Origin of the sequence: Streptomyces sp. NPDC016562, from assembly GCF_043076955.1 — a bacterium.
Classification (GTDB): domain Bacteria; phylum Actinomycetota; class Actinomycetes; order Streptomycetales; family Streptomycetaceae; genus Streptomyces.
Window position 1 is genome coordinate 248,729 of sequence record NZ_JBIBRZ010000006.1, and the last position, 14,733, is coordinate 263,461.

Below are 14,733 nucleotides of genomic sequence, written 5' to 3' on the forward strand. Positions count from 1 at the left end.
AGCGCACCCCCCGCCCCCCCCCACCCCCCGCGCCGTCCCGGCGGCCCGTCAAACCCGGGTGGGGGTCCCCCCCGCGGGGGGGGGGGGGGGGCGGGGGCCCCCCCCCCCCCCCCCCCCGCGTCTGTGTTTCCCGTCCGTTCCCCAGCGGCGCCGCCCGCTTCGGTGGCAGTCTGCTCGACATCAGACACGCAGAGAGACAGCTGCTGCACGACAGAAGAAGGCGGAGGTGCCGTTCACGTGGCGTCCAATGTCAATCCCACCGTCCGACGCCGCCGACTGGGCATGGAGTTGCGCAAGCTCCGCGAGGACAAGGGCATGACGGCCGAGCAGGTCGCCGAGCGCCTGCTGGTCTCCCAGTCGAAGATCAGCCGACTGGAGAACGGCCGCCGTTCCATCAGCCAGCGCGACGTCCGCGACCTGTGCGACGTGTACGAGGTCGAGGACCGCCGGCTCATCGACTCCCTCATGCAGATGGCGAAGGACTCCCGCCAGCAGGGCTGGTGGCACGCCTTCGGGGACATCCCGTACAGCGTCTACATCGGCCTGGAGACCGATGCCGCCAGTCTGCGCACGTACGAGCCCCTGGTCATCCCGGGGCTGCTCCAGACCACGGAGTACGCCCAGTCGCTGGTGCGCGGCGCGTGGCCGGAGACCGCTCCGGCCGACGTCGAGAAACGGGTCCAGGTGCGGATGCACCGGCAGAAACGGCTCTCCGAGACGGAGAACAACAATCCGGAGCTCGGTCCGCTGCGCCTGTGGGCCGTGATCGACGAGGCCGCCCTGCGCCGCCGGGTCGGCGACGCGCAGTTGATGGTCAGGCAGCTCGAATTCCTGATAGAGCAATCGGAGCAGCCGCACGTCACCGTGCAGGTGATGCCCTTCTCGCTGGGCGCGCACCCCGGCGTCAACGGGCAGTACGCCATCCTCGAATTCCCGGACGCGTCCGACTCGACCGTCGTCTACATCGAGGGCGTGACGAGCGACCTGTACCTGGAGAAGGCCAACGACGTGCAGAAGTACAGCGTGATGTACGAACACCTGCGCGCCCAGGCCCTCAACGTCGATCAGACCCGTCAGTTCATTTCGGGAATCATGGCGGAATACGCGGACAAGGCCGAATGATCCCGTGATGTACAGGGTGGAGGACGCGGGGGTGAGGAGCGGGCCGGTACGGTACACCGTCACTCCCCGGCCACAGAAGGCCTGAATGGAATATGCCACTCGGTCGGGTGAACGCCTCCTTCACCTATCAGGAGCAGCCGGTAGCGTCGATCACGTCGGCCGGAGGAATGGCCGACACGCCACCGGAACTACTGCTCACCGGAGAGAAACATGGCTATTCGCCAGGGCGCCACGGACAACTGGGTCAAGTCCTCCTACTCCGCCAACGGCGCCTGCGTCGAGGTCAAGTCCCCCGTCGTGGAGGCCATCGCGGTCCGTGACTCGAAGGTGCAGGACGGTCCGTCCCTGACCTTCGCGCCCGGCTCGTGGACCTCGTTCGTGGCCGACGTCACCGAGGGCCGACTGGGACGTCTCGCCTGAACGTGACGGCCGATCCCGACCGCCCCGTCTCCACATCTCCACATCCACACGCAGCACCTGCACCACCTGCACCAGTCGCAGCATCTGCACCACTGGCTGAAGCCCTCTCGACCGGTCCGCCGTCTTGGCCGAGGGGGCTCGGCCATGTCCGCGTACAGAACGCAGCAGCCGCCCGGCGCCCGGCCCTCAGCGCAGCTGGTCGACGTACCGGTCGGTCCCCGGCACCGTCGGGATGAACGGCGCCACCAGCTCCACCCGCCCCAGCCCGGCCTCCGCGACCTCCGCGTCCAGCGCCAGGAAGCGGTCCCAGCAGGTCCGCGGATCCTGTTCCAGGAACCACAGGAGCGTGAGGCGGGTGTCGACCCCCTCCACCTGCTTGACGTACGTCATCCGGTCACCCGGCAGCGGCGTGGGCCGGAAGACGGTCACCATCGCGGCCGGGGAGCCGCGCAGGCGCCCGGGCAGGGCGCGGGAGCGCAGCCGTTCCAGGAGTGCGGCCCGCTGCTCGGGGCCGTCGGCGTCGACGACCTGGAGGACGAGCCCGGCGTACGGGTGGTCGAGGGCGTGGACGTCACGGGGCCCGGCGGCGCCGTCGCGGTAGACCGTGGCCTGGTGGTCCTGGAAGGACGTGAACACGTGCGTCCGGTCCTGGTAGACCCGGCCGTCGCGGTTGAGGCGCTTGTTGATGCCGACGGTCCACCTCATGTGCTCGTCGTAGCGGCCTTCGGTGATCCAGTAGGTCGAGAGGTAGCAGCCCGCCGTGACCGGCTGGGCGACGGCCGACTTCTCGGGGTAGCGCAGCTCCTGGAGCTCGCGGGTCGCCACCCAGCGGCGGCCCGCGTACATCCAGGGCATGGCCATGGCGCCGGCGTAGTAGTGGTCGTCCTCGTACCACCGGTTGTACGCGTACTCGTGGCCCGGGTGCGGTTCCACCATGGTGATCAGCGCGTGGCCGGGGCGGACGCCGTAGGGGCCGACGGCCGCGAGCGCGGCGTAGTCGTCCACCCGCGTATCCGGCCGGCGTCGTGGGTGCTGTTCTCCTGTCGTCATGGGAACGGTCTAGCTGATGCGGCGTCAGATGGGGAGCCCTCGGGCCGTTCCACCGGCCGCCGTTCCGCCCACTGATACATAGATGCCGTCTACAACTTTCCATGCCTACGATGCGCGCACCGCACCCGCCTCCCGAGGAGCAGGAGTCCCCGTGCCCGTGCCAGCGCCCGTCCCCGCGACCGCCCCCGTCCCCGCGTTCGCCGCCCGTACCGCCTCCGTCCAGGGCTCGCCGGTACGCGAGATCCTCGCGCTCACCGAACGCCCCGGGGTCATCTCCTTCGCCGGCGGCCTCCCCGCGCCCGAGCTCTTCGACGCCGAGGGCCTGCGCGCGGCGTACGACACCGCCTTCGCGCTCTCCGCGCGGCGCGCCCTCCAGTACTCCACCACCGAGGGCGTGCCGGAACTGCGCGAGGCCGTCGCCGCCCGGGCCACGGCGCGCGGTCTGGCGACCGGCCCGGACGACGTACTCGTCACCTCGGGATCCCAGCAGGCCCTCACGCTCCTCACCACCGCCCTCGTCGAACCGGGCGACGTGGTCCTCGTCGAGAACCCCACCTACCTGGCGGCGCTCCAGTGCTTCGGGCTCGCCGGGGCCCGGGTGGTGCCCGTGCCCTGCGACGGGCAGGGCATCGTCCCCGAGGCGCTGGCCGAGATCGTCGTGCGGGAACGCCCGAAGCTGCTGTACACGGTCCCGACCTTCCAGAACCCGACGGGCCGCACCCTGCCGGCCGCGCGCCGGGCGGCGGTGGCGGAGATCGCGGGGCGCCTCGGGTTGTGGCTGGTGGAGGACGACCCGTACGGGGACCTCCGCTACGAGGGCTCCGACGTCCCGTGGCTCGCGGCCCATCCGGGGGCGCAGGACCGCACGGCCCTGCTCGGCAGCTTCTCGAAGGTCATGGCGCCGGGCCTGCGGCTGGGCTGGCTGCGGGCGCCCGCGGGGCTGCGCCGGGCCGCGGTGGTCGCCAAGCAGGCGGCGGACCTCCACACGTCCACGGTGGATCAGCTGGCCGCGGCGCACTACCTCGCGGCGGCGGACCTGGACGCCCACCTGGCCACGGTGCGCGCGGCCTACCGCGAGCGCCGCGACGCCCTGCTCGGCGGCCTGGGCGAGGCCCTCCCGGCGGGCTCCGAGTGGAACCGTCCGGAGGGCGGCATGTTCGTCTGGGCCCGCCTCCCGCAGGAGCACGACGCGGCGCGGCTGCTGAAGTCGGCCCTCGCCCACGACGTGGCCTTCGTCCCGGGGGCCCCCTTCTACACGGGCCCGGCCGACCCGCGCACGCTGCGGCTCTCCTTCACCACCCACACCCCGCAGGAGATCGCGGAGGGACTGCGGCGGCTGCGCCGCGCGGTGTGAAGGGGCGGCACCCGGGCCTTCCCAACCCACCCCGCCTCCCTTAGCATGACGGCCCGTCAGATCGGATGCCCGCGCCCACCCCCGGAGGACCGTCATGCTGCTCCAAGGGAAGACCGTCATCGTCTCCGGCGTCGGCGCCGGCCTCGGGCATCAGGTGGCCGCCGCCGTCGTGCGGGACGGCGGGAACGCCGTGCTCGGGGCGCGGACCGAGGCCCATCTCGCCAAGTCCGCCGCGGAGATCGACCCCGACGGGATCCACACCGCCTACCGGACCACCGACATCCGCGACGAGTCACAGTGCGAGGCGCTGGCGGCCCTCGCCGCCGAGCGCTTCGGCGGGGTCGACGCCGTCGTGCACGTCGCCGCCTGGGACGCGTACTTCGGCGGGCTGGAAGGCGCCGACTTCGGGACCTGGGCCCAGATCATCGACGTCAATCTGCTGGGCACCCTGCGGATGACCCGGGCCTGCCTGCCCGCGCTCAAGGAACGCGGCGGGTCCGTGGTCATCATCGGGACGCAGTCCGCGATCGCCGCGCCCAACGAGGTGCAGCAGGCCGCCTACGCCGCCTCCAAGGGTGCGCTGACCTCCGCCATGTACTCCATGGCCCGCGAGCTCGGTCCCCACCGGATCCGGGTCAACACCGTGCTGCCCGGCTGGATGTGGGGCCCGCCCGTCCAGGCCTTCGTCACCTTCACCGCGCACACGGAGGGGGTCCCCGAGGCCGAGGTCCACGCCCGGCTGACCGACCGGATGGCGCTGCCCGACCTCGCCACCGACGGGGACGTCGCCGACGCCGCCGTGTTCCTCGCCTCCGACCGGGCGCGGGCGATAACCGGCCAGTCCCTGCTGGTCAACGCCGGTGAGCTGATGCGATGACCCGCACCACCGGCGGAACGTCGGATCGTATGCTCCCCGTATGACCACTCCGAGTGACGCTCCGACCGAAAACGCGATGCGCCGTGCGCTCCGGCGGGCCCGAGACGGCGTCGCGCTCGACGCGACCGAGGCGGCCGTGCTCCTGCGGGCGCGCGGCGAGTCCCTGCGGGACCTCGCCGCGTCCGCGGCCCGCGTACGGGACGCCGGGCTCGCCGCCGCCGGCCGGCCCGGCGTCATCACGTACTCGCGCAAGGTCTTCATCCCGCTGACCCGGCTGTGCCGCGACAAGTGTCACTACTGCACCTTCGTGACCGTGCCGGGCAAGCTCCGGCGGAGCGGCCACGGGATGTACCTCTCCCCCGACGAGGTCCTCGACATCGCCCGCCGGGGCGCGGCGATGGGCTGCAAGGAAGCGCTCTTCACCCTCGGTGACCGCCCCGAGGACCGCTGGCCCGAGGCACGGGAGTGGCTCGACGCGCACGGCTACGACGACACCCTCGCCTACGTACGGGCCATGGCGATCCGGGTGCTGGAGGAGACCGGCCTGCTGCCGCACCTGAACCCCGGCGTGCTGTCGTGGTCCGATCTGCAGCGGCTCAAGCCCGTCGCGCCGAGCATGGGCATGATGCTGGAGACCACCGCCACCCGCCTGTGGTCCGAGCCCGGCGGCCCCCACCACGGTTCCCCCGACAAGGACCCGGCCGTCCGGCTGCGGGTGTTGGAGGACGCGGGCCGCTCCAACGTCCCCTTCACCACCGGGGTGCTGATCGGGATCAGCGAGTCCTACGAGGAGCGGGCCGAGGCGTTCTTCGAGCTCCGGCGGATCCAGCGCGCCTACCACGGCATCCAGGAGGTCATCGTCCAGAACTTCCGCGCCAAGCCGGACACCGCCATGCGCGGCATGCCGGACGCGGAGCTGGAGGAGCTTGCCGCCGCCATCGCCGTCGCCCGCCACATCCTCGGTCCGGGCGCCCGGATCCAGGCCCCGCCGAACCTGGTGGACGCCGAGTACGCCCTGCTCATCGGCGCGGGCATCGACGACTGGGGCGGGGTCTCGCCGCTGACCCCCGACCACGTCAATCCCGAGCGCCCCTGGCCGCACATCGAGGAGCTGGCCGAGCGCACCGCAGCCGCCGGCTTCGAGCTGCGCGAACGCCTGACGATCTACCCGGAGTTCCTCCAGCGCGGCGAGCCCTGGCTGGACCCCCGGCTGCTGCCGCACGTGCGCGCCCTGGCCGACGCGGGGACGGGGCTGGCGGACGAGGCCGCGACGGTCGAGGGCCGGCCGTGGCAGGAGCCGGACGAGGGCTTCACCGCGTACGGGCGCACCGACCTGCACGCCACCATCGACACCGAGGGCCGCACGGGCGACCGGCGCGAGGACTTCGACGCGGTGTACGGCGACTGGGAGGCGCTGCGGGAGGCCGCGGCGCCCGGGATGGTGCCCGAGCGCATCGACACGGACGTGCGCGCCGCCCTGGCGCAGGCCGCCGACGATCCCACCCGCCTCACCGACGAGCAGGCGCTCGCGCTGCTGCACGCGGACGGGCCGGCGCTCGACGCGCTGTGCCGGATCGCCGACGACCTGCGCAAGTCGGTCGTGGGCGAGGAGGTCACCTACATCGTCACGCGGAACATCAACTTCACGAACGTCTGCTACACCGGCTGCCGCTTCTGCGCCTTCGCGCAGCGCCGCACGGACGCCGACGCCTACACGCTCTCCCTCGGCCAGGTCGCCGACCGGGCCGCCCAGGCGTGGGACGTCGGCGCGGTCGAGGTGTGCATGCAGGGCGGCATCCACCCGGACCTGCCGGGTACGGCGTACTTCGACATCGCGCGGGCGGTGAAGGAGCGGGTGCCCGGCATGCACGTGCACGCCTTCTCCCCGATGGAGGTCGTCAACGGCGCCACGCGCACGGGCATGTCCGTACGGGACTGGCTGACGGCGGCCAAGGAGGCCGGGCTGGACTCCATCCCGGGGACGGCGGCGGAGATTCTGGACGACGAGGTCCGCTGGGTGCTCACCAAGGGCAAGCTGCCGACGGCGGACTGGATCGACGTCGTCACCACGGCGCACGAGCTCGGCATCCGCTCCTCCTCCACGATGATGTACGGGCACGTGGACCAGCCGCGGCACTGGCTCGGCCACTTCCGCACGCTGGCGCGGATCCAGCAGACCGCGCTCTCCAAGGGCGTGGCCGGCTTCACGGAGTTCGTCACGCTCCCCTTCATCCACACCAACGCGCCGGTCTACCTCGCGGGCATCGCCCGGCCCGGTCCCACGGTCCGCGACAACCGCGCGGTGACGGCGATGGCCCGGCTCCTGCTCCACCCGCACATCACCAACATCCAGACGAGCTGGGTGAAGCTGGGGGCGGAGGGCGCGGCCGAGATGCTGCGGTCGGGGGCGAACGACCTGGGCGGGACCCTGATGGAGGAGACCATTTCCCGGATGGCGGGCTCCGGCTACGGCTCGTACAAGTCGGTCCAGGACCTGATCGCGGTCGCCGGGGCGGCGGGCCGGCCCGCGAAGCCGCGTACGACGCTGTACGGGGAGGTCCCCGCGGAACGGCAGCGGGCGGCCCTCGCCTCGGACGGGCACCTACCGGAGCTGCTGCCCGTACTGGACTGAGCCCGTACGCGGCACGTCAGGTCGAGGCCGGAAGTGTTCGCATTCTGGCCGATCCGCACCCGGTTCGCGACCACTTGGCGAACCGCTTCCGGATGCGATCGAAGCTGTCCACTACAGTGCGGGTTCGCGTGCGCGGCCGGTACGGGCGCCGATGCGGTGGTCAGCGGGGCACGTTGCCGGGGGTGGACGAAATGATCGGTACGAACGGCGCGGTGGACGACACCGACGGTCCCGGCGCGGACGCGGGCGCGCCCCTCGGCCTCGCCGCGGCGGGCCCGCACCCGGCGGCCGCCCGCGCCGCCGCGGCCCCCGGCCCCCGTACCGCTCGGCAGGGCGCGGCCACCGGCACCGGCGCGGGCGTCCTGCTCTGGGGCCGCGTCGAGCAGCAGGACTTCCGCAGCCGTGTCCGCGGCACGCTCCTCGGCGCGGCCCTCGGCGACGCCCTGGGCGCGGCCCACGGCCCGGCGGGCCCGCCCGGACCCGCGGCCGGCCCCGCCCCGGCCCCCGCCCGCCGCGGCACGGTGACCGCCGCCACCCAGCTCACCCTGTTCACGGTGGACGGGCTGATACGGGCCCACGTACGCCGCGACACCGGCGCCTGGCACCCGCCCACCGACCTGCACCGCGCCTACCGGCGCTGGGCCGCCACCCAGCACGACTGGGGCCCCGACGAGCGCCGCGAGGACAATGGCTGGCTCGCGCAGGAGGAATGGCTCTACGCCCGCCGCGGCCCGGACCGCGCCTGCCTGACCGGCTTCGCCGACGACGTCCTCGGCACCCTCGACCAGCCCAAGAACCCCACCGCCCGCGATGCCGCCGCCGCGACCCGCTCGGCCCCCTTCGGGCTGCTCGTCGGCTGGGAACCGGCCCTGGTCCTCCAACTCGCCGTCGAATGCGCCGCGCAGAGCCACGGCCACCCCACCGCCTGCCTCTCCGCGGGCGGCCTCGCCGTCATCGTCCACGGCCTGACCCGCGGCGACTCCCTCGACTCCGCCGTCCAGCGCGCGCTCGGCCTGCTGGGCGGCCGCCCCGGCCACCAGCCCGTCACAGACGCCCTCCAGCGCGCCCTGGCCGCCGTCACCCAGGGCGCGCCCGGCCCCGCCGTCGTCCAAGCCCTCGCCCTCGCACCCGAAAACAAGGGCGACAACGGCGACGACGGCCCGGCCCGCCATGACGCCGCCGGCGCCCTCGCCGTCGCCGTCTACTGCGCCCTCGTCGCCGAAGACGTCCCGCACGGCCTGCGCCTCGCCGTCGACCACGGCGGAGACTCCGCCGCCGCCGGCGCCCTGTGCGGCGCGCTGCTCGGCGCCCTCCACGGCGAGACCGCCCTTCCGGCCGCCTGGCTCGCCGAACTCGAAGGCCGCGCCCGCGCCACCCTCCTGGAACTGGCCGACGACTTCGCCCTGGAGCTGACCCAGGGCCCCGCCCTCCACGGCCCGACGCTCTCCACCCCGGGCTGGCTGGCCCGCTACCCCCGCGCCTGAGCCCCGAGGCGCAGAAGCACGACGGCTTGACACCCCCTCACCTTTCCCCCGCTCAGCCCGTACCGTGGCCAGTCCCACGTCTCGGAGGTGCCAGCGCCCATGCGGATCGCCACGACCATCTTCCTCACCGACCGCACCGTCTCCCCCGTACGCCTCGCCCGCAGCCTCGAAGAGCGCGGGTTCTCCGGCCTCTACCTCCCGGAGCACACCCACATCCCGGTCGCCCGCGAAACCGGCGCCCCCATGGGCGGCGACCTCCCCGAGATGTACGGGCGCACCCTCGACCCCTTCGTGGCCCTCGGCCAGGCCGCCGCCGTGACGGAACGGCTCCACCTCGGCACCGGCATCACCCTCGTCGCCCAGCACGACCCGATCGTCCTCGCGAAGCAGATCGCCACCCTCGACCACCTGAGCGGGGGCCGCTTCACCCTCGGCATCGGCTACGGCTGGAACGTGGAGGAAGCCGCGGACCACGGCGTCGAATGGCGCACCCGCCGCGAGCTGGTCCGCGACCGCATGGCGCTCATGCGCACCCTGTGGGCCCCCGAACCCGCCGCCTACGTCGGCGAGTTCTCCTCGGTCCAGGCGAGCTCCGCCTACCCCAAGCCCGTGCAGGCCCCGCGCGAACTCGCCCCCGGAGTCCCCCTGTACGGCCCCCGCACCATGATCGGCGGTGCGGCCGGCCCGAAGCTCTTCGCCGCCATCGCGGACCACGCCGACGGCTGGCTCCCGATCGGCGGTCGCGGCCTCACCGAGTCCATCCCGGTGCTCCGCCAGGTCTGGGAAACCGCCGGCCGCGACCCGAAGTCCCTCCAGGTGGTCCCGTACGCCGTCCAGCCCAACCCCGGCAAGCTCGGCCACTACGCCGACCTCGGCATCGAGGATGTCGTCCTCCAACTCCCCTCGGCCCCGGAGCCGGAGATCCTGCGCACCCTGGACGACTTCGCGCAGTACCTCTGAGCCTCCGCAGGTCACCCGGTTCGTGTACATCTGGCACATTGGTTGCATGAGCGAGCCTGTGATCGAGTCCATGGCAGAAGTGCGCAGCCACCTCGCGGACGCCATAGACCGCGCACGCCGCGAAGGCATCCCCACGATCATCACGCGCCGCGGCAAGCAGGAAGCCGTCGTGATCGACATCGACGAGTACCAGCGGCTTCGCAACCTCGCCGACGACGCCGAGGACGCATGGCTGAACAGCCTTGCGGACGAAGCCGAGGGCGAAGGCGTCGAAGGGTCCGTGTCGCTTGAAGAGTTGGCCGCCATCCTTCGCGATCAGCAGGTCTGAGGCATGGGATACGTCACCCGGTTCACACCCCACGCCCAACGAGATCTCCTCAAGGTCCCCCGCCCCGACGTCCTGCGGATCCTGCACCGACTCGCCGAGCTTCAGAGGGCGCTGACTGCGGGCGACACGGCAGCCTTCGACATCAAGGCCCTCCAGGGGCACGCGTCGCGCTGGCGCCTGCGCATCGGTGACTACCGCGTGGTCCACACCGTCGAGGACGGCCGACTCATCATCTGGGTACTGGCAGCGGGCCACCGAGGCGAGGTGTACCGGGACCGCTGATCTGTGCCGCCGCCCCGCCGGACGGTTCCGCATCCGCCCGGCGGGCCAGCTCGGCCCAGACCGTCTTGCCGACCACGCGGTCCGTGACGCCCCAGTCCGTGGCGAGGGCGTCGACGATGCGCAGGCCGTAGCCGGACTCCGCCTGGTAGAGGTGTGGCCGCACCGCCGGCCGCCGGTCGCCGCGCGCATCGGACACCTCCACCCGCAGCACCCCCTCCAGCAGCACCATCCGCACCTCGAAGTCCCGCCCCGCGATCCGCCCGTGGGCGACGGCGTTCGCGGCGAGCTCGGCCACGAGGAGCTCCGCGTCGGCGCAGAGCGCGGTGGACTCGGGGACGCCCCACTCGTGCAGCTGGAGGAGGGCGAGCCGCCGGGCGAGGCGGGCCCCGCGGCGGGTGGAGCTGAAACGCTGAGTGAACGTGCGTACGAGGGCCTGAGCGGGGCCGGAGGGTGCGGTCATGCAAAAAATGTCCCGTGCGGCCAGGCACGTTCCCAGCACGAGGACTACTACTTTTCAACTGTAGTAGTCCACTCTCTGGACAGTGACAGTCACGGTGCGTGAGCCTGTCTCGGGGAGGTGACCGCTGTGACGAGCATCGACGAGAGCGGCGACGCCGAGGTCGAACCGGACGACGACCTACGGAGCTTCGGCGAGACCATCAAGGCGTTCCGCAAACGGGCCGGTCTGACCCAGGAGCAGTTCCGACCGCTGGTCGGGTACTCGGTCCAGTACGTGGCCGCGGTCGAGCAGGGCCGCCGCCACCCGTCCACGCGGTTCGTGGAGAAGTCGGAGGAGGTACTGGACGCCTTCGGCGTCATCCGCATCGCCGCGAAACGGCTGGCGCGGCGGCGAGGGCTGGCGAAGTGGTTCCGGCGATGGGCGGAGCTGGAAGAGGACGCGATCGCCCTCAACACGTACGAGTGCAGGTCGATACCGGGACTGTTACAGACGGAGGCCTACGCCCATGCCCAGATCCGGGACGTGCCGCCGCTGGCGACACGGGAGGAAGCCGAGGCGCGTGTCGCGTTCCGGATGGCCCGGCAAGCGCTGCTCCGCAAGACCCCGTACGTCGCCTTCAGCTTCATCATCGAGCAGTCGGTGATCGAGCGGCAGACGGGCGGGCCGGAGGTGACGCGTGAGCTGATCGACCACCTGCTGGAGATGGGGAGGCTGCCCAATGTGGACCTCCAAATCATGCCGTTGATCAGCACGAAACATGCGGGTCCCGGCGGCCCCTTCTGCCTTCTCGAAACCCAGGAGCACGAGTGGGTGGGCTACAGCGAGGGGCAGAAGACGGGCCAGGTCATCTCTGACCCGAAAGACGTCAGCGACCTCCACCAGCGGTATGCCAAACTTCGCATCCAGGCCCTCAATCCTGCGGACAGCGCGGGCCTGTTGATGCGATTGCGAGGATCCCTGTGAACAGCTCCCGGCTCCGGTGGTTCAAGAGCAGCTACAGCGGCAGCCAGGGCGACGACTGCGTCGAGGTCGCCCTCTCCTGGCACAAGTCCACGTACAGCAGCAGCGACGGGGACAACTGCGTCGAGGTCGCAGCCTGTACGGAAGCCGTCCACATCCGGGACTCCAAGGTGACGGCCGGGCCCGAGCTGGCCGTCACCCCCGGCGCCTGGGGCGCCTTCCTCGGCGGAGTCGTCGCCAGCTGAGCTAGTCCTGCTCGTACGGGAAACGGGCGAGCGGGGTCTCGCGCTCGAAGAAGGTCTTGGCGCGGACCATCGCCCGCTCGTCGGCGCGTACCTGGCCGGGGCGCGAGCCGTTGCCGAACAGGACGCCGCCGAAGCGCATGCGCAGGTAGGCCGCCGTGTTGGAGAGGGTGGTCACCAGACCGTCGGCGACGACCTCCTCCTCGTGGGCCATGACCGTGACCCCCCACAGGGTCCGGCCCGCCATCCGCTCCTTGAAGTCCATGCCGGGCACGCCGAGCCAGCCCGACCAGTAGTCGAGGTAGCGCTTGGTGTGCGCGGAGACGCTGTACCAGTACAGCGGCGAGACGATGACGATGTCGGTGGCCTCCAGCGTCGCCCGGCGCAGCTCCTCCTCGGCCTCACCGACCGGCCAGGAGCCGCTCTCGTGACGGCCGTCCTGGAAGTCGGGCAGCGCCAGCCGGGTCAGGTCCACCCAGCGCTGGGGAATGCCGGGCGGCAGCTGTTCGGCGGCGGCGCGGGCGAGGATCTCGGTGTTGCCGTCGGGGCGGGCGCTGCCCAGGACGAAGAGGAACGAGCGGTCCGTATCGCCGGCTGGTTCGGTCGTCATGTGGTCTCTCCGGATGTCGGTCGTCGTGGCGTGCCTCGCGTGCAACTGCCGTGCCCCGCTGCCTATTCCGGCTCCCTCGGACCCGCGTCTAGCCCTGCGACAGGCCCGCCTCCTGGGCGTCGATCAGCTCGTCCCAGTGTTCGCGGGTCCACTCGCACGCCGCGTCCAGCGGGCCCAGGAGGCCACGGCCCAGCGGGGTGAGGGCGTAGGTGACGCGGCGCTCGGGGGCGCCGTGTTCCTCCCGTACGACGAAGCCGTCGCGTTCCAGCCCGCGCAGGGACTGCGTCAGGGACTTGGCGGTGATGCCGCGCAGCGGGACCTTGAGCTCGGAGAAGCGGCGGGGGCCGCCCTCCAGGCAGCGCAGGACCAGCGTGGCCCACTTGTCGCCGATCCGGAACGGGACCAGCGGCGAGGGGCAGACGGGGTCGAACATCTCCGGGTCCAGGGGCTGCGGCGGCGTCGGTTCGCTCATGATCCACACGGTAGGCCGGTATCCGATCGGTAACCACACCCTTTCCTAGGCTCGCCGGCATGACGAACTTGAAGCTCATCGTGTTCGGGGCCCGTGGCCGCGTCGGCCGGGCCGTCGTGGCCGAAGCGCGGGCGCGCGGGTACGAGGTGACGGAGGCGGGCCGCGCCGACGGGGACGTGACCTCCGCGGCGGACGTGGAGCGGCTGGCGGCCGGGCACGACGCGGCGGTGGCCGCGGTGTACGACCCGCAGGCGGCCCCCGGGGTCTTCTTCCCGGCCGCCGCCGGGGCGCTGGCGGCCGGGCTCCCGCGGGCCGGGGTGCGACGGCTGGTCGTGGTCGCGCTGGCCTCCGTACTGCCCACCGCGTCGGGCGCGCTGCTGATGGACACGCCGGGCTACCCGCAGGAGTGGCGGGAGTTCTACGTCGGCCACGCGGCCGGGACCGCCGCACTGCGGGCGCAGGCTCCGGCGGAGCTGGACTGGGCGGCGCTGAGCCCGGCCGGGGACTTCGCCGAGGGCGGGGCGGCTGCGGGGGGCTACACCGCCGCGGTGGCGGCGGACGCGGCGAGCCGGATCACCCACGCGGACTTCGCGCGGGCCGTCGTCGACCAGGTGGCGGCCCCGACCGTGCACGCGGCGCACGCGGGGGTGGGTCCCGCATGACCGGCGCGGAGACGGCGGCGGGCGCGGTGGCCGACAGCCCGAACCCCTGGGTCGCCGAGCACATCCGGCGCTTCGAGGAGACGGCCGGGCGGCCGCGGCCCGGGATCTCGGACCTGCTGCTGACCACGCGGGGCCGCAGGTCGGGGCAGCTGCGGCGGACGGCGCTGGCGTACGTACGCGACGGGGGCGCATACGTGCTGACGGCGTCCAACGCGGGAGCCGACCGCCATCCGGCCTGGTACCTGAACCTGACCGCCGACCCGGCCGTCACCCTCCAGGTCGGCGCCGAGACCTTCCCGGCGACCGCCCGCCGCGCCACCCGGGCCGAGGCGGAGCGTCTGTGGCCGGTGGTGGTGGCCGCGATGCCCTCGTACGCGGCCTACCGCGAGGCGACGGCCCGCGAGATCCCGCTGGTCCTGGTCACCGCCGCGCAGGACGCCCCCGCCGCCGCACGCTGAGGTCAGTCGACCTTCGGGGTCTTCGGGAGTCCGGCCAGGGCCGTGCCGGTGCCCTTGAGGGAGGAGTCGGTGGCCTTCGTGGCGGACCCGGCGGCCGCGGCGGTCACGCCCACCGCGGTCTTGGTGTCCTGCACGGTCTGAGCGGGGTGGTCGACGATGTCGAGGACACGGCCGGCGACCGCGGGAGCCCCGTTCTTGGCCGGTCCGTCGGCGTGCGCGGCGACGGGAGTGAGGACGAGGGCGGCGCCACCGGAGACGACCAGGGCGGCGAGGGTGCGCTTCATGGCGTTCATGCCCGTCCCAACGACCCCGCAGCAGCCGGGTCACCCCCCGCCCCCATATACGCCCGCTGCCCCGGAT

18 protein-coding genes are annotated in these 14,733 nt (G+C 72.7%); 13 read left to right on the top strand and 5 right to left on the bottom strand.

Annotated elements, in window-relative coordinates:
• Nucleotides 1–237 precede the first annotated feature (237 nt).
• Complete coding sequence (locus ACF059_RS24695) at nucleotides 238–1,122, top strand: helix-turn-helix domain-containing protein (protein WP_392060815.1); 885 nt, start codon at nucleotides 238–240, stop codon at nucleotides 1,120–1,122.
• Between the two features lie 210 nt (nucleotides 1,123–1,332).
• Nucleotides 1,333–1,542, top strand: coding sequence for a DUF397 domain-containing protein (locus ACF059_RS24700; protein WP_360899975.1), 210 nt, complete (start codon nucleotides 1,333–1,335; stop codon nucleotides 1,540–1,542).
• A 186-nt stretch (nucleotides 1,543–1,728) separates the two neighbouring features.
• On the opposite strand, the gene ACF059_RS24705 is transcribed toward ACF059_RS24700, so the two are convergent.
• Complete coding sequence (locus ACF059_RS24705) at nucleotides 1,729–2,592, bottom strand: hypothetical protein (protein WP_392060818.1); 864 nt, start codon at nucleotides 2,590–2,592, stop codon at nucleotides 1,729–1,731.
• A gap of 151 nt (nucleotides 2,593–2,743) precedes the next feature.
• Here ACF059_RS24705 and ACF059_RS24710 point away from each other — a divergent pair, with 151 nt between their 5' ends.
• The 7 genes from ACF059_RS24710 to ACF059_RS24740 all read left to right on the top strand — a co-directional run bounded on the left by ACF059_RS24710 (nucleotide 2,744) and on the right by ACF059_RS24740 (nucleotide 10,509).
• Nucleotides 2,744–3,946 (top strand): PLP-dependent aminotransferase family protein, encoded by a 1,203-nt coding sequence (locus tag ACF059_RS24710; RefSeq protein WP_392060821.1) that lies wholly within the window; start codon nucleotides 2,744–2,746, stop codon nucleotides 3,944–3,946.
• 94 nt (nucleotides 3,947–4,040) lie between these two features.
• A complete protein-coding gene (locus ACF059_RS24715; protein WP_392060824.1) occupies nucleotides 4,041–4,823 on the top strand; it encodes an SDR family oxidoreductase in 783 nt (260 codons plus the stop codon).
• A gap of 40 nt (nucleotides 4,824–4,863) precedes the next feature.
• Nucleotides 4,864–7,455: a bifunctional FO biosynthesis protein CofGH gene (locus ACF059_RS24720; protein ID WP_392060827.1), complete on the top strand. Its 2,592-nt coding sequence runs from the start codon at nucleotides 4,864–4,866 to the stop codon at nucleotides 7,453–7,455.
• 182 nt (nucleotides 7,456–7,637) lie between these two features.
• Entirely contained in the window at nucleotides 7,638–8,939 is a 1,302-nt protein-coding gene (locus tag ACF059_RS24725; protein WP_392060830.1) for an ADP-ribosylglycohydrolase family protein, read from the top strand.
• Between the two features lie 99 nt (nucleotides 8,940–9,038).
• Nucleotides 9,039–9,899: an LLM class F420-dependent oxidoreductase gene (locus ACF059_RS24730; protein ID WP_392060833.1), complete on the top strand. Its 861-nt coding sequence runs from the start codon at nucleotides 9,039–9,041 to the stop codon at nucleotides 9,897–9,899.
• A gap of 46 nt (nucleotides 9,900–9,945) precedes the next feature.
• A complete protein-coding gene (locus ACF059_RS24735) occupies nucleotides 9,946–10,227 on the top strand; it encodes a type II toxin-antitoxin system Phd/YefM family antitoxin (RefSeq protein WP_361939249.1) in 282 nt (93 codons plus the stop codon).
• A 3-nt stretch (nucleotides 10,228–10,230) separates the two neighbouring features.
• A complete protein-coding gene (locus tag ACF059_RS24740; protein ID WP_392060836.1) occupies nucleotides 10,231–10,509 on the top strand; it encodes a type II toxin-antitoxin system RelE/ParE family toxin in 279 nt (92 codons plus the stop codon).
• Here ACF059_RS24740 and ACF059_RS24745 read toward each other — a convergent pair.
• Nucleotides 10,457–10,969 carry an ATP-binding protein gene (locus ACF059_RS24745; RefSeq protein WP_392060839.1) on the bottom strand — a complete coding sequence of 171 codons (513 nt, stop codon included), beginning with the start codon at nucleotides 10,967–10,969 and terminating at the stop codon, nucleotides 10,457–10,459. The two genes, ACF059_RS24740 and ACF059_RS24745, sit on opposite strands and share 53 nt — an antisense overlap.
• Before the next feature lie 126 nt (nucleotides 10,970–11,095).
• Between ACF059_RS24745 and ACF059_RS24750 the strand changes: the two genes are divergently transcribed.
• A complete protein-coding gene (locus ACF059_RS24750; RefSeq protein WP_392060842.1) occupies nucleotides 11,096–11,932 on the top strand; it encodes a Scr1 family TA system antitoxin-like transcriptional regulator in 837 nt (278 codons plus the stop codon).
• A complete protein-coding gene (locus tag ACF059_RS24755) occupies nucleotides 11,929–12,174 on the top strand; it encodes a DUF397 domain-containing protein (protein WP_392060845.1) in 246 nt (81 codons plus the stop codon). Before ACF059_RS24750 ends, ACF059_RS24755 begins: the two co-directional genes overlap by 4 nt.
• A gap of 1 nt (nucleotide 12,175) precedes the next feature.
• Here the strand turns inward: ACF059_RS24755 and ACF059_RS24760 are convergent, their stop codons facing one another.
• The gene (locus ACF059_RS24760) at nucleotides 12,176–12,781 is read right to left on the bottom strand and encodes a flavodoxin family protein (RefSeq protein ID WP_392060848.1); all 606 of its coding nucleotides are present in this window, start codon (nucleotides 12,779–12,781) and stop codon (nucleotides 12,176–12,178) included.
• 88 nt (nucleotides 12,782–12,869) lie between these two features.
• The gene (locus ACF059_RS24765) at nucleotides 12,870–13,253 is read right to left on the bottom strand and encodes a winged helix-turn-helix transcriptional regulator (RefSeq protein WP_392060851.1); all 384 of its coding nucleotides are present in this window, start codon (nucleotides 13,251–13,253) and stop codon (nucleotides 12,870–12,872) included.
• Nucleotides 13,254–13,312: 59 nt separating this feature from the next.
• On the opposite strand from ACF059_RS24765, the gene ACF059_RS24770 reads away from it, so the two are divergent.
• Together ACF059_RS24770 and ACF059_RS24775 are read left to right on the top strand one after the other, a co-directional pair.
• Nucleotides 13,313–13,915, top strand: coding sequence for an NAD(P)H-binding protein (locus tag ACF059_RS24770; RefSeq protein WP_392060854.1), 603 nt, complete (start codon nucleotides 13,313–13,315; stop codon nucleotides 13,913–13,915).
• Nucleotides 13,912–14,373 carry a nitroreductase family deazaflavin-dependent oxidoreductase gene (locus ACF059_RS24775; protein ID WP_392060857.1) on the top strand — a complete coding sequence of 154 codons (462 nt, stop codon included), beginning with the start codon at nucleotides 13,912–13,914 and terminating at the stop codon, nucleotides 14,371–14,373. Before ACF059_RS24770 ends, ACF059_RS24775 begins: the two co-directional genes overlap by 4 nt.
• A gap of 2 nt (nucleotides 14,374–14,375) precedes the next feature.
• On the opposite strand, the gene ACF059_RS24780 is transcribed toward ACF059_RS24775, so the two are convergent.
• A complete protein-coding gene (locus ACF059_RS24780; protein ID WP_392060860.1) occupies nucleotides 14,376–14,666 on the bottom strand; it encodes a hypothetical protein in 291 nt (96 codons plus the stop codon).
• Nucleotides 14,667–14,733 lie beyond the last annotated feature (67 nt).